This window comes from Actinoplanes sp. NPDC051861 (assembly GCF_040681145.1).
Classification (GTDB): Bacteria; Actinomycetota; Actinomycetes; order Mycobacteriales; family Micromonosporaceae; genus Actinoplanes.
Map to the genome: position 1 here is coordinate 45180 of NZ_JBFAYE010000011.1, position 17864 is coordinate 63043.

The following is a 17864-nucleotide window of genomic DNA, read 5'->3' on the forward strand; positions in this document are numbered from 1 at the left end:
GCGTTTCACCGGCTCGGCGTCATGGATCCGGTGTTGGCGCCGAATCTGCGCTGGTTGTCGCGGACGTTGTTTCACCTGACCGCCCCGCGGCAGCGGATCACACCTTCGCAGCCAACTCCGGGATCACCATGAAGTCCGGGACGAAGGTCGTGACATGACCGTCGGCGGCACGTCCGACGAAGGTGGGACAGACCCCGTCGCCCCACCCGGAGCTGACAGTGATCACATTCGCTTCAGTGGCCTCATCGGTGATCGCGTCGATGGGCGCCGGAGCAGGCGGAACTTGAGCGGGGATATACACCTCGTCCAAGCGGTCGAAGCCCCATCTGTCCACTCGGCGCCGTCACCACGCCGACCAAACGTTCATTGGCAAAGGACGTCAACGCGCGCTGCGCCTGCCGTACGTCTCCCGGCTCGCCTCGATCGCCGGGACGTGTTCGATGGCCCAGCCGGCCAGGGCCAGCGCAGGTGCGATCAGGCTCTTGCCCATGGCGGTGAGTGTGTACTCGACGCGCGGCGGCACCTCGGCGTAGATCGTGCGGGAGATTAGCCCGTCGCGTTCCAGGTTGCGCAGCGTCAGGGTGAGCATGCGCTGGGAGATGCCGGGGACCTGGTGGTGCAGGTCGGTGAAGCGCAGCGTGCCCTGGTCGAGGGTGGCCACCACGAGCAGCGTCCACTTGTTGCAGATCTGGTCGAGGACGGCCCGCAACGTCCGGCCGCCGTCGCCGCGGATCATGCAGGTGTGCTCGTAGTCCATGACAGCTCCCTGTGCCTCAGGCACACGCGTGTGCCTTTTGTACGCCCCTCAACAGTGCCTCATGATGGGGCAACTTACGACAGGTAACCATCCTGGTGAAGGGGTGTTTCATGGTGCTCGCCTACTGGATCCTGGCCGTGCTCCTCGCGGTGTTCTATCTCTACGCCGGCGGCAGGAAGGTGGTGCAGAGCCAGGAGCGGCTTCGCCCGATGATGGGCTGGGTCGACCAGATCCCGATGCCACTCGTACGCGTCATCGGCGTCCTCGAGGTCCTCGGCGCCGCCGGCCTGATCCTGCCCCCGCTGACCGGCACCGCCGAGTGGCTGGCCGTCGCCGCGGCGACCGGCCTGGTCCTGATCCAGGTGGGTGGCATCGTCGTGCACCTGTCCCGCCACGAGGCCCGCCTGATCGGCCTCAACATCGCCCTGCTGGTCGCCGCCGCCGTCACCGCCTGGCTCGCCACCGGCCGGTAGCTACCCGCAGACCGGACACGACCAGGAGCGCAGAGTCCCGTCGGTGTGGACCGTGGCCAGGCGGGTGCCGCCCGGCTCGAACTCCACACCCTCGACGGCGCTGCCGAAACCGTGCAGGACCACCGGGGTGGTGTCGCCGGTCGTGTGCCAGATGCGCAGGCCACCGTCGTCACCGCTGCTGGCCAGCAGCCGGCCGTCGGGGCTGTAGGCGACGTTCCAGACAGCGCCGCGGTGCCCGCGGAGCACGGCCACCGCGGCACCGGACTCCACGTCCCAGATCCGGACGGTGCCGTCGTGGCCGCCGCTGGCCAGGTGGCGGCCGTCGGGGCTGAACGCGACCTTCCAGACCAGGCCACCCTGGTGACCCCGGAGCACGGTCGCGGCGCCGGTGGTGAGGTTCCAGACGCGTACGGTGCCGTCGCGGCCGGTGCTCGCCAGACGTTGACCGTCCGGGGAGGCCGCCACCGAGCGGACCGCGCCGTCGTGGCCCTTCAGAACCGTGGCCCGCCCGGTGCCCACATCCCAGACGCGGACCGTGCCGTCCTGGCCGGCGCTGACGACCCGCCCGCCGGGGACGAACGCCACCCCCAGCACCGCCGCGGAGTGGCCGCGCAGCACGGTCGCCCGGCCGGTGGCCAGGTCCCACACGCGGACCGTCTTGTCGACGCCCGCGCTGGCGGCGCGGCTGCCGTCGGGACTCAGCGCGACCGACGGAATGTCCCCGCTGTGGCCCCGCAGCACCGCACTGTTCTCGGACCACACCCGCACCGTGCCGTCCTGACCGCCCGTCACGAACACTCCCCGGCCGGCACCGAGGCTCCACGCCGCACCCTCGTGGCCGCGCCACACCACCGGATCCCCCGGATAGGCCGGGTCCCAGAAGCGAACGGATCCGTCGCCGCTGCCACTGGCCAGCTGCCGGCCGTCCGGGCGGAACGCCACGCTCCAGACCGGACCGTCGTGGCCCGGCAGCACCAGCGGGTCCGTGTCGCCGCCGGCGTCGAAGACGCGTACCGTGCCGTCGCTGCCGCCCGCCGCCACCCGGTGACCGTCCGGGCTGAACGCGACCGTCTCCACGGTGCTGTTCCCCTGGCCGCGCAGCACGATCGGCTCCCCGCCGGGCATCGGCCAGACCCGGACGGTGCTGTCGGTGCTTCCGGTGGCCAGCGACCGGCCGTCCGGGCTGAACGCGAGGCTCTCCACCGAGTCCAGGTGCCCGCGCAGGACCCGCGGCGGCCCACCCCCGGCGAAGATCCGCACCACACCGCTGCCGTCACCGGCGGCGAGCCTCGTACCGTCCGGGCTGAAGGCCAGCCCGAGCTGGCGGTCGCCGGGGCGGAACACCGACACGACCGCGCCGTCCGCGACCGACCAGACCCGGATCGTGCCGTCGTCGCTGCTGCTGGCGAGGCGCCGGCCGTCCGGGCTGAACGTCACGGTCCACACGCTGTCGCCGTGACCCTCGAGGATCCGGGGCGCGCCGCCCGCCGTCAGGTCCCACACGGTGACGGTCCCGTCGACGCCACCGGCCGCGATCAGGCTGCCGTCCGGGCTGAAAACGGGACTCCACACCTCACCGGTGTGCCCGCTCAGCACCCGTGGGGGTGCGGCGCCGGCGAAGACCCGTACCGTCCCGTTGTCACCGCTCGTGGCGACCAGCTTCCCGTCCCGGCTGTACGCGACACCGAACACCTGCCCGTGCCCGGCCGGGAGAACCTCCCGTACCCGGGAATCCACCGTCGCCTGCCGCAGCACCGCCTCGGCCGCCGGTGTCCGCCGCACCGCCAGCGCCTGCCGCGCCAGATCCAGGGCCACCTCGGGTTTCAGGTCGAGTTGCTCGCGAGCGTGAGCCGCGAGTTCGTTGGACACGGCCAGATCCCGCTCGCCCGCCGCGCGCCGGGCCTGGACCGCGCTGACGGTGCCGAGCGTCGTCACCACCACGACGACCACGCTCAGCGCCGCGACCAGGGCACGAGCACGGCGGCGGCGGGCGTTCTGCTCCCGGGCGTCCAGTTCACGGCTGGCCAGCAGGAAGGCGCGCTCGTCCTCGTTGAGCCGGTCGGCCGGCTGGTCCTGCCAGGGCGCCAGGCGGGTGCCCCGGTACAGGAAGTCCGCCCCGTGCCGCTGCCACTCCGCTGTCGCCTCGGTGAGCCGCCGATGATGCACCAGCATCTCCCGGTCGGTGGCGAGCCAGCCGCGCAGCCGGGGCCAGCGGCGGATCAGCGCCTCGTGCGCGACGGTCACCGTGTCCTCGTCGCAGGTGATCAGGCGGGCGGCGGAGAGCCGGTCGAGGAGGGACTTGTCGGTGAGTTCGGCGTACGGCACTCGCCGCCGCGTGTCCTCGGTGCCCTCACCGAGCGCGGTCAGCCGCAGGAACACGTCCCGCGCGGTGTCCTGGCTCTCCGGGTCGAGCTCGCTGTAGACACGCTCGGCCGTCTGCGCGATCGCGTCCGTCACGCCGCCCGCGTCGCGATACCCGGACAGCGTCAGCGCGTACCCCTGGCGGCGATGCCACGTCTCCAGCAGCGCGTGCGACACCAGCGGCAGCGCGCCGGGCTGACCGGCGGCGTCCGCGATCACGGCCTCGACCAGGGCAGGCTCGACCTCGTACCCGTCCCGCTCGGCCGGCCCGGTGATCGCGGCACGCAGGTCGGCGTCGTTCATCGGCCCGACCAGCACCTGCCGGTCGCGCATCGCCGCGACCAGCGCCGGGTAGCGGGCGCAGTGCGGGTAGAAGTCGGCCCGCACACCGAGCACGAGCCACGCCCGCTCCGGGCACCCGTCCACGATCGCGAGCAGGCACTCCACGAACCGCTCACGGGTCCGCTCGTCGCGGCAGAGCGTGAACGTCTCCTCGAACTGGTCGACGACGACGACCAGGCGATCCACGCCCGCACGTGCCGCCAGCGCCTGCCGCACCGCGACGGGCGCCGCACCCGCGCCCGCCAGCAGGTCCCGGTGCAGGCTCGCGGCAGAGCCGACCGCGAGCGCCGCCGCCAGCTCCTCCAGCGGCTGGGCGCCCGGGGTCAGCAGCACCGCCGGGGCGTCGAGAGCGGGCAGCAGACCGGCCCGCAGCAGCGACGACTTCCCGCTGCCGGAGGCGCCGAAGACCGCGAGGAACGGGCCCGGGTCCAGCTTCGCGACCAGATCCCGGATCAGGTCGCGGCGGCCGAAGAAGTGCGCCGCGTCGGACACCTGGAACGCGGACAGTCCCGGATAGGGCGGCGACTCGGCGCCCGTCGCGGGGATCTCCGGCGGCGGGGCGAGCTCGGCGGAGAGCTTGCGCCAGCGGCGCTCCCACTCCTGCGCGTCGCCGCCGCAGCCACGCACGTAGGCGAGGGTCACCGCGAGCGACGGCAGCGCCAGCCCGGCGGCCGCCTCGGAGAGCATCGAGGCCGAGTAGTGGACCCGCGAGGCGAGGGCGCGATAGCTCGGTTGCCCGGCCTGGCGGCGCAGTTGCCGCAGTTCCCACGCGAAGCGCTGCAACGGTCCGGCGTCGGGGTCGACCTTCCGCTCCGGACGTCCCATCAGGTCCTCTCGCGTTGTACGGCGATTGATTGATCGATGGACTTCACCGGGACGATAACCCGGCCCAGTCGGTAGACCAAGGAGGGGAAACGGGCGTCGCGCACGGCGCTCCGGATCAAAACCTTGGGGGTGTACGGGTGATTCGCGGCGCTCCGGTGCTGGTCACTGCGGCAGTCCTGGCGATGTGCCTCACCGGGTGCGGCACCGAACCGCTCCTGCCCGCCGAGGCGACTGTCGGGCTTGCGACGGCGGACGACGGCGCTGTCCTCGAGGTGGCGCAGGCGGCGCTGATCGCCCGCTGCATGACCTCGCGGGGCTTCAGCTATCCACTGGACCCGGCGGCGCTGCGTGCCCGGCTGGCCCGCCCGTCCACGTCGACTGCCTCCGCACCGCCCCGGGAGCCGCCCTCGTCGTCGGCGCCTGCCTTCACGACGGCCCTCTACGGCGATCCGGCGGCCGGGGTGATCACGGTGACGCTGCCCAGCGGTGACCGGCTCCAGCAGAGCCGCGACGGGTGCAACGCCGAGGCGCAACACGCGCTCTTCGGCGACCGTCAGGCGTACCTCCGTGGCCGTTTGACCGCCGACAACCTGGGCCCGCTCGTCCACGCCCGGGTGATCGCCCAGCCCGCGTTCGCCGCCGCGGAGCGCAAGGTGCGCGCCTGCCTGGACCGGGCGGGGTGGGCGGTCACGAACCGCTGCGATCGAGGGCCGATCGCCCGGCTCACCGCGGAGAAGGAGCAGGAGGTACGCGCGGAGCTGGCGCCCCTGCTATCCGATCTGACCGTTCGTGAACAGCAGGCGGCCCGGCTCGCGCGCCGTCTGCTCACCACCGCTCGGCAATCTCGTCAGGAGGACAACGCATGACTCGGAAGACGACGGCTCTGGCGCTCACCACGGTGCTGACAGCGGCCGGGCTCGTGGTGACGACCAGCCCGGCCCAGGCGGCCCCGGCCGGCTGCCCGCGCGCATCGTTCTGCGTGTGGCGGAACACGGGCTGGAGCGGCGGCATCTACACCGCGTCCGGCTCGGACTGGTGGTGGGGCAACGACAACTTCTCCGGCACGAGCGTCTCGGTGGCCGACGACGACTCGTCCTGGTTCAACAACGGCATCCTCAACGGGGATGACCCGACCTATGTCCGTGTCTATGACGACTACTACCAGACCGGCGCGACGACAATCTGCCTGCGCTACGGAACCGGCTTCTCCAGCCGCCCGGCGTCCAACGATCGGGGTGGCTCCCACGGCTGGTACTACGGCTGCTGATCGCAGTTGCCGGCGGCGGCGCTGCCTCCTGACGGGTCAAACGGGGGCCGGTCAGGGGTAGCGCCGCCGGTGGTCGAACTCGCCCGCCGGAAGTGAGATCTCCCCACCGGGAAGCACCAGCCGAGCCACCACTCCCTCCGGCACGGTTCCCCAGACCCGCACTTCTCCGTCCCGCCGCCGCCACCCGACGCCCACCCGCCCGAACGGCGTCCCCACATGCGCCCGAACCTCGCCGGCCCCCGCCTCGAAATCAGGCTCGAACACCACCTCCCGGTAGCCCGGAGCCGCAGCCCGAATCCCGGCAACCCGCCGATAGAGCCAATCGTCGACACACCCGAACGCGTAATGATTGAGGGACAGCTCGCGCCGGGGCCCATCCGGCCCGACAGCGTCCCACGACTCCCAGATCGACGTGGCTCCGTTGTCCACCTGATAGAGCCACGACGGCGCCTCCGACTGCCAGAGCACCCGCCGAGCGAGATCACGCCGCCCGGTGTCCCACAAAACATCCAGCAGATGGGGCACCGAAAGAAAACCCGTGTCAAGTCGCCCCCCGCGCGATTCCACCAGTTCGGCGAGGCGCGCGGCCGCCGCAGATCGCGCCCGGGCCGGAATCAAATCGAACGCCAGCGCGAGAACGTAGAGACCCTGAAGCTCCACCGGAAGCCGGCCGTCCTCCGAGACGCTCGATGCCGCGAATTCCGCGCGAACCCGGCCGGCCTCGGACTCCAGTTCAGCAGCCTCGGGCCGCCCGAGAACCCGGGCCGCCCGCGCCGCCAGCGTGAGCGACTGAGCCCGGAACATCGGCGCGATCAGCGGCCCGGTCAGAGCGGGCGCGACACCGATGGCCTCATGCAGCGGCCGCCCCTCGATCGTGCTGGGCGTGAGCCAGTCACCGAAGTGGAGGCTCTCCGAGTATTCCGGCGTCCGCTGGTAGGCGATCCACGCCAGCATCGCGTCGAAATTCTCCGCCAGCACCCGATGGTCGGCCGTGCGCTCATAGAGCGCCCAGGGCACATGAACAATGGCGTCCCCCCACCCCGCCGAGGCGACAACAGCACCGATCCCGGTACCCAGAGTGGCCGCTTCAGCGTCCCAGGGCGAATACGGCGAATAGATCGGCACGCGCCCGTCGGCGAGCTGATCGGCGCGAACGTTGTCGAGCCACCGCCGGAGAAACGGCACGACCTGAGCGTTGTTCGTCGCCGCCGGCGCGAAGACGAGAATGTCCCCGGTCCAGCCGGCCCGCTCCCGCTGCGGGCAGTCCGTGGGAATCGACAGGAAATTGGCCTTCTGACTCCAGACGACGTTCTCATGGAGCCGATTCAGCCGAGCATCGTCACAGCGGAACTCACCGGTCCACGCGAGATCCGACCCGAGCACGATCGCCGTGGCATCAGGCGGAGAGTCAACACCCTTTATTCGTACGTAACGAAAGCCGTGAAACGTGAAAGCCGGCTCCCAGGACTCCCCCTCGGCAAGACCCGACGCGATATAGGTGTCCGTCTGCTCCTTGTTGATGCCCGCGATGTTCGTATACCAGTTCCCGTCCCCGTCGAGCGTCTCGGTGTGCTCCAGAGTGACCGTCTGCCCGGCCGCCATGACCGCGCTGATCCGGACACGCCCGGCGACAACCTGACCGAAGTCGGCAACCCACCCCGACTCCGCGTCACCGGTGACAGCCCGCGGCGGGATCTCCCCCAGCCGCCTGATCGGCTCCCCGGAGAACGGCCGCAGCGCAGCCGTCCCCTCGCCACTCAACCCCACCGGCGCCCAGCCGGCGTCCGAGAAATCGTGACTCTTCCATCCGGATGGCTCCGCGCGACTGTCGTAACACTCCCCCACGAACAGGTCCGCGTAGACCCAGCCGCCCACCGACCCGGCCACATCCCCGCCGGAGCAGACCACCCCGGTGGACCCGTCCGAGTACTCCAGATGAAGCTGCCAGATCGCACTGACCGAGTCCCCGAACTGGGCACTGGACCCGGTCACCCCGATCCGCCCGGCGAACCACCCGTCAGCCAGGGCGAACGCCAGAACGTTCGCCCCGCCCCGCAACGACGAGGTCACGTCGTAGCACTGCACCGAGACCCGATCCTGATAGCTGTCGAACCCCGGCGCCAGAACCTGATCCCCGGCCTCCACCCCGTTGACCCAGGCCTGATAGATCCCGTGAGCGCTCGCGTAGAGCCGCCCCCGCACCACCGAACCCTCCACAGAGAACCGCTGGCGCAGCAACTGAACCGGCCGCAACCGCGACGTGACCGGCAACTCCGGGCGCTGCCCGGTGATCCAGTCCGTCAGCGTCCACCGCTCCACGAACGCCGGCTCCTGCACCGGCCGGACCCAGGCCGCCCGCCAGTCCGAGGCGTCCAGGAGCCCGGTCGTGAACGACGAGAACTGCGACCCCACCCGCCACCGGTACGCGGTATCCGACTCCAGCCGCTCCCCGCCGTACTCGATCCACGCCTCCCCGGTCGACGCCCGCCAAACCCGCGTCCCGTCCGCCTTCCAGACCTCGATCTCGACGTCCCCGGCAGAGCCCCAGCTCAACCGGGGTTTGCGCACTCCCAGCCCGATCGGCTCCACCAGGTACTCCACGCGCAGATCCATGCCGCACACCGTAGGACGCGAAAACCTTCTGTACAAGGTTTTCGGGACACGGCTACGTTATGGCGATGACGCGCCGAGGCACCTACGCGGTCGGGCGGGCACGCCGCGAGCAGATCCTGGACGTGGCGACGGCCAAGTTCGCCACCCAGGGCTATTCCCGGACCTCGATGGCCCGAATCGCCAGGGATGTCGGACTGACCGGTCCGGGACTGACCCACCACTTCCCGACCAAGACCCACCTGCTCGTCGCCGTCGCCGAACGCCGCTTCGACCTCATCAACGAGTGGGCCGCCACCACAGAGGGCGACCCACTCCGGCAGATGGTCCGGATGGCCCACATGTTCGCGGCCCAACCAGGCCTGATCGAACTGTTCGTGCTCGTCTCCGCCGAAGCCGCCGACCCCACCAGCGCCGCACACTCCCTCTACGTCGACCGCTACGAACGGGTGGTGGCCGCCCTCGTCGCGAGTTTCCGGCACGGCGTCGAGAGCGGCCACCTCCGCGCGGACGTCGACTACGAGGCGGTGGCCCGCGAGTGCATCGCGGTGGCGGACGGCCTCCAGCTGCAGTGGGTGATCACCGGCGGGACGATCGACCTGCCCGCCCTGATCCGCGGCCACCTCGAACGCCTGGCGCCGGCGATCCTCACCTCCGGCGAGACCCCGGACCTAGCGCCGGTTTCGGAATGGGGGCGGGAGTGAGGCGAGGTCCAGGTGTCGTCTGGGTGTGCGGCGCGGGCGCCCGGATACCGGGGTTGTATCCGGGTGTTCGCGACGTGCGGCCAGGCGGCAGCTGGGCCACGCCGCAGCCCCGCCATCCATTCCGAAACCGGCGCTAACGGCTTAGGTTGCGATAGGCCCGCGCCGACAGCGGGACGAACACGGCGATCAGCAGAACCGGCCATCCGATCGCCAGCCACACCGCCCAGTCCGCGAGCACTCCCTCCGTCACCCCGGTCGGATTGCCGAAGAGCTGGCGTGTCGCGGTCGCCGTCGCCGACAGCGGGTTCCACGCGGCGATCGCGCCGAGCCAGTCCGGCATCGTCTCGGACGACACGATCGCGGTCGACAGGAAGCCGATCGGCCAGACCAGCACCTGCACCGCCGCGGTCGCACCCTCGCCGGGGAAGCTGAGGCCGAGGAAGATCCCGATCCACAGCATGGCAAGGCGCAGGAGCAGCAGGAGTACGACAGCGAGCGCCGCCGATCCGGGATCTCCGGTGATCCGCCAGCCGATCAGCAGACCGCCCAGGATGAGGACCAGCAGCTCCACCGCCGAGTTGGCCATGTCGGCACCGACCCGGCCGAGCGCCACCGAGGCGCTGCCCATCGGCATCGAGCGGAACCGGTCGGTGATGCCCTTGCGCGCGTCCCCGGCCATCTTGAGCGCGGTGCCCTCGACCCCGAACATCATGCTCAGCGCCAGCATGCCGGGCAGCAGGAAGTCGAGGTAGTCGCCGCCGCCGGGCACGATGATGGCCCCGCCGAAGAGGAACCCGAAGACCAGCAGCAGCATGATCGAGAAGAGCAGGTTGAAGACCGGCCCCCAGGGCTGTCGCGCCCAGTGGGCCAGTTCCCGTTGAGTGATGATCCAGCCGGCGCGCAGTGTGCTCATCGGACGGTCTCCTTCGCGGTCAGGGTGAGGAAGACCTCGTCGAGGGTGGGACGGCGCAGAACCAGGTCGTCGGCCGTGATCTCGAGGTCGTCGAGGGTGCGGACGACCTCGCTGACGCCGGCCTCGAAGGTCAGCGTGCCGCCGTCCCGGGTGACCGGCGGGAGCCGGCGGGCCAGGGCGTCGGCCGACGCGGGGTCGACGGTGACGGTCACCCGGTCCCGGCCGATCTGCCGCTTCAGCTCCGACGGCGTGCCGGAGGCGATCACCCGGCCGTGGTCCATCACCGAGATCTGGGCGGCGAGCTGGTCGGCCTCGTCCAGGTACTGCGTCGTCAGCAGCACCGTCGTCCCGCCCGCCGCCGCCTGCCGGACGGTCGCCCAGACCTCGTTGCGGGCGCGCGGGTCGAGGCCGGTGGTGGGCTCGTCCAGGAAGAGCACGGCCGGGGTGAGAATGAGGGCGGCGGCGATGTCCAGCCGCCGGCGCATCCCCCCGCTGTAACCGGAGACCGTTCGGTCCGCCGCCTCCGTCAGCTCGAAGGTCTCCAGCAGCTCGGCGGCCCGGGTTGCCGCAGCGCTCTTGGCCAGCCCGTACAGCCGGCCGAACATCACCAGGTTCTGCCGGCCGCTCAGGATCTCGTCGACCGCCGCCTGCTGCCCGACGAGCCCGATCTGCCGCCGAACCGAACGCGCCTCCCTGTGTACATCGAAGCCGTTGATCAGGATCCGCCCGGCGTCGACGCGGACGAGCGTGGCCATTGCCCGAACGGCGGTCGTCTTGCCGGCCCCGTTCGGACCGAGCAGTCCATGGATCTCCCCAGCCGGAACGTTCAGTTCGAAATCGTCCAGCGCGTCGACGTCCCCATACCTCTTACGCAGGCCCTCGGCGATCAGCAAGGTTCACCACTCCTAACTCCGTACACCTTACGAAGATTGTAGCGCGCAACACCGTACACCCCACGGGGTAAAGTTGCCACATGGAAGTCGACCGGACATTGCGGCTGCTCTGGCGGCGCGCTCTCGGCACCCCGCAGGGCAGCCGCGGCCCGAAGCAGCGGATCAGCGTCGACAAGGTGATCACGGCGGCGATCGCGGTCGCCGACGAGGAGGGCCTGCCGGCGTTCTCGATGCGCAAGGTCGCCGACCGGCTCGGCATGAAGCTGATGTCGATCTACACGTACGTGCCGGGCCGATCGGAGCTGATCGGCCTCATGGTCGACGAGGTGGCCGGCGAGCAGGACCTGTCGCCCCACGAGGGAGACATCCGGCTACGGGTGGGCCGGGTCGCGGAGCAGCTCTGGGACGAGTACCACCGCCACCCCTGGCTGCTTCAGGTGGAGAGCAGCCGCCCCTGGATCGGCCCGAACGGCTCCGACCGCTACGAGTGGCAGCTGGCCGCGATCGAGGGCGCCGGACTCACCGACCTGGAGATGGACCAGGTCGTCACGCTGATCAGCGACTTCACCGCCGGCGCGGCCCGGACGTCGATCATGTCGCGCCGCACCAGCGAGGAGTCGGGGATGTCCGACGCTCAGTGGTGGGAGATCAACGCCCCGGTCCTGGACCAGGTCATGCCGCCCGGCCGCTATCCGATCTCCGGGCGGGTCGGCACGGCCGCCGGCGAGGAGTACAACGCCCTCGGCGACCCCCAGCGCCTGTTCCGCTTCGGGCTGGACCGGATCCTCGACGGGATAGAGACGCTGCTAAAGAGAAACGGGCATCTCTGAGTATCCCCGCAGCACCAGCCGGTCCCGGCGCACCGGAGGCGCCGCCAGCGCCAGCCGGGGCAGCATCGTCAGCAGCAAGGGGAACGCCACCTGCGCCTCCAGACGGGCGAGCGGCGCACCGAGGCAGTAGTGCGCCCCGCCGCCGAACGACACCGGCTGGATGTTGCCCCGGTCCGGGTCGAAGCGGTGCGGGTCGGGGTATCGAGCCGGGTCACGGTTCGCCGCCCCGAGGAGCATCGTGACGTTCACTCCCGCGTCCAGGCCCACATCCAGCGGTGTGGTGGTGAAGCGGGACGTCAACTGCACTGGGCTGTCGTACCGGAGAATCTCCTCGACGAACGCCGGCGCGAGGCCCGCATCGGCGCGCAACCGGGCAGCCTGCCCGGGATGGTCCAGGAGAATCTTGAGACCGGTGCCGAGCAGGTTGGTCGTGGTCTCGAAACCCGCGACCAGCAGCAGCACGAGGTTGGCCAGAAGCTCCGCGCCGGTCAGCCCGGAGCCGGCCGCCGCCATCGCGCTGGTCAGGTCCTCACGCGGCGCCCGCTGCCGCTCGGCGATCAGGCCGATGAAGTAGTCCTCGAGCTCACGCCCGGCCACGTCGGCGAGCCGCATCTCCTCCTCGGTGCTGATCGGTTCCAGCACGACCGTCAGGTCCGCGGCCCGCTTGCGGAACCAGGACCGGTCCCCGTCCGGCACACCGAGCAGGGCGCAGATCACCCCGATCGGCAGCGGATAGGCGAACGCGCTCATGAAGTCCGCGCGCTCCGGCAACTCGTTGATCAGATCGGTGACCTGGGCCGCGATGACATCCCGCATCCCGGCGACGCGGCGCGCCGTGAAGGTCGCCGCCGCCGCCCGGCGCACCCGCGTGTGATCCGGCGGGTTGGTCTGCAGCATCGAGAGCACGATCGAGGCGACCCCGCGGTTCTCCCGCCAGTCCGGCCAGAAACCGTCGTACTGCGGGGCGTCGGTCACCCGCAACGACGGCTCGCGCAGCAGCCGGTTGGTCAGCTCGTGGGTGGTGACGAACCACTGGCCGTCGGCCGCCGGGAACATCGGCGCGTGGTCCCGGAGCACGTCGTAGGCCGGGTAGGGATCCTCGCGGCCCTCCGGCTGGAACAGTGAACCGAGCGCGCTCTGGTAGTCCATCACGCCATTCTGCCCGGAACCGGCAACACCTATCGTCGATGTATGACGCCCACCAGGTTCGCGGCCGACAGGGTGTGGGCCGAGCGCGCCGCCCGTCCGCTGCGGCTGACCGCCGGCCCCGACGCCCGGCCCACACCGTCCGAGTTGTCAGCGCTGCGCGACGGCCTCCTGCGCCGCGACGAGCTCGCCGCCGCGCTGGTCAAGGCGGTGAAACCGGCTGTCCTGCACCGCGCCCTGGCGACCGGTCCGTCCGGCGAGCACCCCGAGGCGATTCGTACCTTCTATGCCGCCGCCCTGGCCCGGCCCGACTGGGTCGACGACGATCTCCTGGAACGGGGTGCCGAGGCCTGCCGCACCTATGGCATGGACGCCGGGCTCGTGCTCGCCTACGGTTCGCTCCTCGGCGGCTACCGCACCGCCGCGGCCCTCGAACCCCTGGTCAGAACCGGGCGTCTGGCCGGCGGCGAGACTCTGCGCCGCATCCAGGAGACGTCACTGTGGTGGCGCGCTGTGACCGCGCCAGGCGGCCTGCGCCCCGACGCCGAGGGCTTCCGGCTCACCCTCCACGTCCGCGTCATGCACGCCCTCGTCAACGCGCGCCTCGAACCGGACTGGGACGTCGCGGTCCGCGGACTGCCGATCAACCAGTACGACCAGGCGAGCACGCTCGGCGTGTTCAGCACCAGCTTCCTGCTTCACCTGCGCCTGCTCGGCGTACGCGTCACCCGCACCGACGCCCGCGCCGTCATGCACCTGTGGTCGTACATCGGATGGCTGATGGGCGTCGACGACGCCTGGCTGCCGCACACCGAACGCCGCGGGCGCCGCCTGCTCTACCACTTCCTCGCCAACGACCCGCCGCCGGACGCCAACAGCGTCGCCCTGGCCCGAGCCCTGATCACCATGAGCGACGACGTCCTCGACTCGAACTGGCGCCGCACCTACGAACGTGAGCGTGCACTTTCGGTCAGCACCTGGCTTCTCGGCCGCAGGGCCATGCGCGACCTCGGCCTGCCGTACCGCCCCGGTTGGTACGGACTCGCCCGCATCGCCGCCAACCTCCTGGTCAGCCACGGCCTGGGCCGCCTTCCGGGCGGCCGCGCACGATTGCTGTCCCGCTCCGAGCGCCAGGCACGCGATCAGTTCGCCCGCTGGGGAAACCCCCTATGAGGTACGCCTGGCGTGCGCGGACGTGACGGTGCTGGCCGGCTCTGTGGCCATCGTCGTTCTGCTCACCTTCTGCCGCAACAACAACGACCCCGCCGCGATCCCCCACCCCACCGCCAGCGCGACACCGTCTCCCACCACCCACCGGCGAGCCCGATCCCTTCACCGAGGTGGACGAGGGCGTGCGCCGACTGTTCGACACCGAGGCCACGTGGCAGGCGCCCGCGGGCCTAAAGGTCGGCTGCTCGCCGCAACTCCCGGTTCCCCTGACCGCTTTTCGGGCACCTTCTCATGCACCGAACCGCCTGTGCCGGGCCGCGTAGGACCGCAGCGCCCGCAGGAAGTCCACCCGCCGGAACCCCGGCCAGTACACGTCGCAGAAGTGCAGCTCCGAATAGGCCGCCTGCCACAGCAGGAACCCCGACATCCGCCGCTCCCCGCTGGTCCTGATCACCAGGTCCGGATCCGGCTGCCCGCTCGTGTACAGGTGCCCGGCGACCTGCTCCGCCGTCAGCCCGCGGGCCAGTTCCCCCGGAGTCTGCCCGTCCCGCTCCGCCTGCTCCAGCAGTGACCGGACCGCCTCCACGATCTCGTCGCGCCCGTCGTACCCGATCGCGATCGTCAGATGCAGGTCCCCGCGCGTCTCCTCCTCGGCCAGCTTCAGCGCGTGCCGCGTGGAGTCCGGCAGCACGTCGAGGCGTCCGGCCAGATGCACCCGCCAGCGCCCGCCCGGCCTGCGCAGCCGCGCCGTGACGACCTCCTCGATCATCCGCATGAGGTTGCCGACCTCGTCGGCGTCCCGTTTGGTCACGTTGTCCACCGAGGCCAGGAAGACGGTCACGTGCCCGACGCCCATCTCCGCGCACCAGCCCAGGACCTCGTCGAGGTGCTCGGCGCCGTACCGGTGCCCGACCCGCGCGTCGGTGAACCCGCGCTCGCGGGCCCACCGCCGGTTGCCGTCCATCACCATCGCGATGTGCCGGGGGAGCTCGGCCCCCGCCAGCCGCCGCTTGAGCCGACGCTCGTAGATCCGGTAGGCCGCACTCCTCATGGCCGGGATCCAACCAGCTCCCGCCCGGGTCGCCGCATTCGCGCACAAAACCCGCACGAAACCTTCACAGGGATGATCTAGAGTCTCCCGTACCGAATCGCCATAGACCGTTAGGAATGCAGTGCATCGCAGTCACGGGGTAATCGTTCTGTCCACTCTGGCCCTCGTCGCGCTCACCGCGTGCGACCCGGCCACCGAGCCCGCCGACTCCGTCGCGCCGGCCGCACCCGCCTCCGCCGCCGCCGAACCGACGTCCGCCTCACCCACCGCCGCCGCGATGGACGCGGCCACCAAGTCCGCATGCACCGAGCTCCTCAAGACCGTGAAGAGCACGGCGAAGGAGGTCGCGGAGACCGAGAAGATCGGCGGGCCGGCCGGCCACATCGCCGTCTCCACCCAGTACATCGCCGGCTCCACCGGCGTGACCGCCGCCTCGATCGGAGCGAACGCCGAGGTCTCCGCGGCCGCCGCGAAGGTCTCCGCCGCGATGGACGACCTCGACGAGGCCTGGAACAAGGACCCGGCGAAGGCACCCAGCAAGGCCGGCCTGAACGCTGCGGTCAAGGACCTCGAGTCCGCCTGCTCCGCGGCCTGACAGCGACGTCTCCCGCACCGGTGCTCCCCCACCGGTGCGGGGACGGTTACGCCGGCGGGATGCGGCGGCGGACGTCCGGGACGGTGGCCGGGCCCGGCGTCCACGGCGCCACCCAGGCCTCCTCGCTGGAGACCGGGCTGATCACGCCCTTCTCCAGGAACGCGTACCGCCCGTCCAGCACCGCCTTGGCCGCCCGGACGTCCAGGCTGTCGGTGTTCTCCCACAGGCCGCGGAACAGCTCCTCCGCCCGCAGCCGCGCCTGCTTGCAGAACAGATCGGCCAGCTGGGCTCCCTCGGGCTCGGCCTTGGCCCGCACGCACACCGCCGACATGGCGAACAGTTCCGCGCCGATGTCGACGATCCGCCCGAGGAATCCCTGCTTGCGCTCGAGCTTTCCCTGCCAGCGCGACATCGCGTAGAACGTCGACCGGGCCAGTTTGCGCGACGCCCGCTCCACGTAGCGGATGTGTGCGGAAAGCGGGCCGAATTCCGCGTACCCCGAAGGATTTTGACCTTTGCCCACCGCGAGAGTCGGCAGCCAGCGCGCGTAGAACGCGCCCGCCCGCGCACCCGCCCGCGCCTTTCGCCCGAGGTCCGCATCCGGATCGATGATGTCGCCCGCCACCGACAGGTGAGCGTCGACCGCCTCACGCGCGATCAGCAGATGCATGATTTCGGTGGAACCCTCGAAGATCCGGTTGATCCGCAGATCACGAAGGATCTGCTCGGCCTCGGCGGGCCGTTCCCCGCGCGCCTGCAGCGACGAATTCAGCTCGTAACCGCGCCCGCCGCGGATCTGAATCAGCTCGTCGGCGACCCGGTACGCCATCTCGCTCGCGAACAGCTTGATCAGCGCCGCCTCGATGCGGATGTCGTTGCGCGAGTCGTCCGCGATCAGGCAGCACAGATCCAGCGTCGACTCCATCGCATAGGTGGTGGCCGCGATGAACGCGATCTTCTTGGCCACGGCCTCGTGCGAACCGACCGGCCGGCCCCACTGCACCCGTTCCGCCGACCATTCCCTGGCGATAGCCAGTGACCGTTTCCCGGCGCCCACACACATCGCCGGTAGTGACAGCCGTCCCGTGTTCAGCGTGGTCAGCGCGATCCGCAGGCCCTTGCCGACGCCACCGATGACGTTCTCGGCGGGCACGAAGACGTCGTGGAAACGCGTGACGCTGTTCTCCAGCCCGCGCAGACCGAGGAACTCGTTGCGCCGTTCGACGGTGATTCCCTCGGAGTCACCCTCGACGACGAACGCCGTGATGCCCCGCTCCGGAACGCGCGCCATGACCACCAGCAGCGTCGCCACCGTGCCGTTCGTGGCCCACAATTTCACGCCGTTGAGCCGGAATCCGCCCTCGACCGGTTCCGCGACGGTCCCCAGCCGCGCCGGGTCCGATCCCACATCCGGCTCTGTCAGCAGGAACGCGGACACCTCGCCCGCCGCCAGACGCGGCAGGAACTGAGCTTTCTGCTCGGCCGAACCGAACGCCTTCAACGGTTGCGGCACACCGATCGACTGATGCGCGCTCAGCAGCGCCGCCACCGCCGCATTCGCCGATCCGACCAGCGTCAGCGCCTTGCAGTAGTGCAGATTGGACAGTCCGAGCCCGCCGTACTCCCTGTCGATTTTCATGCCGAAGGCACCGAGCCGCGCCAGCCCCTGGAACACCTCGTCGGGGATGTAGGCGTCCCGCTCGATCGCGACCCCGTCCACCTTGTCGCGCAGATAATCCGCCAGCTCACCGAGAAACGCCGGTTCCGCCTCCGCCGGCGGCCGCGGATCGATCAGATCCAGCCGCAACCGCCCGAGAAAAAGCTCCTTGCCGAAACTGGGCTGCCGCCATTCCGACTCGCGAGCGGCCTCGGCGGTCTGCCGCGCCTGCTTCTCCGAGACATCGGTCTTCCGCTGCGTCGTGGTCAT

16 protein-coding genes are annotated in these 17864 nt (G+C 70.8%); 7 read left to right on the forward strand and 9 right to left on the reverse strand.

Annotated elements, in window-relative coordinates; translation table 11 throughout:
- Positions 1-97 precede the first annotated feature (97 nt).
- Positions 98-301 (reverse strand): DUF4241 domain-containing protein, encoded by a 204-nt coding sequence (locus AB0M02_RS26480; RefSeq protein WP_364231638.1) that lies wholly within the window; start codon positions 299-301, stop codon positions 98-100.
- Positions 302-379: 78 nt separating this feature from the next.
- Positions 380-757 (reverse strand): helix-turn-helix domain-containing protein, encoded by a 378-nt coding sequence (locus AB0M02_RS26485; RefSeq protein WP_364231177.1) that lies wholly within the window; start codon positions 755-757, stop codon positions 380-382.
- A 110-nt stretch (positions 758-867) separates the two neighbouring features.
- Between AB0M02_RS26485 and AB0M02_RS26490 the strand changes: the two genes are divergently transcribed.
- Entirely contained in the window at positions 868-1230 is a 363-nt protein-coding gene (locus AB0M02_RS26490; protein WP_364231180.1) for a DoxX family protein, read from the forward strand.
- On the opposite strand, the gene AB0M02_RS26495 is transcribed toward AB0M02_RS26490, so the two are convergent.
- Positions 1231-4758 carry a hypothetical protein gene (locus AB0M02_RS26495; RefSeq protein WP_364231182.1) on the reverse strand — a complete coding sequence of 1176 codons (3528 nt, stop codon included), beginning with the start codon at positions 4756-4758 and terminating at the stop codon, positions 1231-1233.
- Positions 4759-4895: 137 nt separating this feature from the next.
- On the opposite strand from AB0M02_RS26495, the gene AB0M02_RS26500 reads away from it, so the two are divergent.
- Positions 4896-5624, forward strand: a complete 729-nt coding sequence (locus tag AB0M02_RS26500; RefSeq protein WP_364231184.1) for a hypothetical protein — start codon at positions 4896-4898, stop codon at positions 5622-5624.
- Positions 5621-6025, forward strand: a complete 405-nt coding sequence (locus AB0M02_RS26505) for a peptidase inhibitor family I36 protein (RefSeq protein ID WP_364231186.1) — start codon at positions 5621-5623, stop codon at positions 6023-6025. Before AB0M02_RS26500 ends, AB0M02_RS26505 begins: the two co-directional genes overlap by 4 nt.
- Positions 6026-6076: 51 nt before the next feature.
- Here the strand turns inward: AB0M02_RS26505 and AB0M02_RS26510 are convergent, their stop codons facing one another.
- A complete protein-coding gene (locus tag AB0M02_RS26510; RefSeq protein WP_364231188.1) occupies positions 6077-8638 on the reverse strand; it encodes a family 78 glycoside hydrolase catalytic domain in 2562 nt (853 codons plus the stop codon).
- A gap of 65 nt (positions 8639-8703) precedes the next feature.
- Here AB0M02_RS26510 and AB0M02_RS26515 point away from each other — a divergent pair, with 65 nt between their 5' ends.
- Positions 8704-9339, forward strand: coding sequence for a TetR/AcrR family transcriptional regulator (locus tag AB0M02_RS26515; protein WP_364231190.1), 636 nt, complete (start codon positions 8704-8706; stop codon positions 9337-9339).
- A 133-nt stretch (positions 9340-9472) separates the two neighbouring features.
- Here the strand turns inward: AB0M02_RS26515 and AB0M02_RS26520 are convergent, their stop codons facing one another.
- Both AB0M02_RS26520 and AB0M02_RS26525 read right to left on the reverse strand, forming a co-directional pair.
- Complete coding sequence (locus AB0M02_RS26520) at positions 9473-10252, reverse strand: ABC transporter permease (RefSeq protein WP_364231192.1); 780 nt, start codon at positions 10250-10252, stop codon at positions 9473-9475.
- Complete coding sequence (locus tag AB0M02_RS26525; RefSeq protein WP_364231195.1) at positions 10249-11145, reverse strand: ATP-binding cassette domain-containing protein; 897 nt, start codon at positions 11143-11145, stop codon at positions 10249-10251. Before AB0M02_RS26525 ends, AB0M02_RS26520 begins: the two co-directional genes overlap by 4 nt.
- Before the next feature lie 80 nt (positions 11146-11225).
- Here AB0M02_RS26525 and AB0M02_RS26530 point away from each other — a divergent pair, with 80 nt between their 5' ends.
- Positions 11226-11975 (forward strand): TetR/AcrR family transcriptional regulator C-terminal domain-containing protein, encoded by a 750-nt coding sequence (locus AB0M02_RS26530; protein WP_364231197.1) that lies wholly within the window; start codon positions 11226-11228, stop codon positions 11973-11975.
- On the opposite strand, the gene AB0M02_RS26535 is transcribed toward AB0M02_RS26530, so the two are convergent.
- The gene (locus AB0M02_RS26535; RefSeq protein ID WP_364231200.1) at positions 11952-13124 is read right to left on the reverse strand and encodes a cytochrome P450; all 1173 of its coding nucleotides are present in this window, start codon (positions 13122-13124) and stop codon (positions 11952-11954) included. The genes AB0M02_RS26530 and AB0M02_RS26535 overlap by 24 nt on opposite strands.
- A gap of 42 nt (positions 13125-13166) precedes the next feature.
- Here AB0M02_RS26535 and AB0M02_RS26540 point away from each other — a divergent pair, with 42 nt between their 5' ends.
- Positions 13167-14294: an oxygenase MpaB family protein gene (locus AB0M02_RS26540; RefSeq protein WP_364231203.1), complete on the forward strand. Its 1128-nt coding sequence runs from the start codon at positions 13167-13169 to the stop codon at positions 14292-14294.
- A gap of 286 nt (positions 14295-14580) precedes the next feature.
- Here AB0M02_RS26540 and uppS read toward each other — a convergent pair whose 3' ends face one another.
- Complete coding sequence (gene uppS / locus AB0M02_RS26545) at positions 14581-15342, reverse strand: polyprenyl diphosphate synthase (RefSeq protein ID WP_364231205.1); 762 nt, start codon at positions 15340-15342, stop codon at positions 14581-14583.
- Positions 15343-15463: 121 nt separating this feature from the next.
- Between uppS and AB0M02_RS26550 the strand changes: the two genes are divergently transcribed.
- Positions 15464-15937, forward strand: a complete 474-nt coding sequence (locus AB0M02_RS26550; RefSeq protein WP_364231207.1) for a hypothetical protein — start codon at positions 15464-15466, stop codon at positions 15935-15937.
- Positions 15938-15983: 46 nt separating this feature from the next.
- Here AB0M02_RS26550 and AB0M02_RS26555 read toward each other — a convergent pair whose 3' ends face one another.
- Positions 15984-17864, reverse strand: a complete 1881-nt coding sequence (locus AB0M02_RS26555; protein WP_364231208.1) for an acyl-CoA dehydrogenase family protein — start codon at positions 17862-17864, stop codon at positions 15984-15986.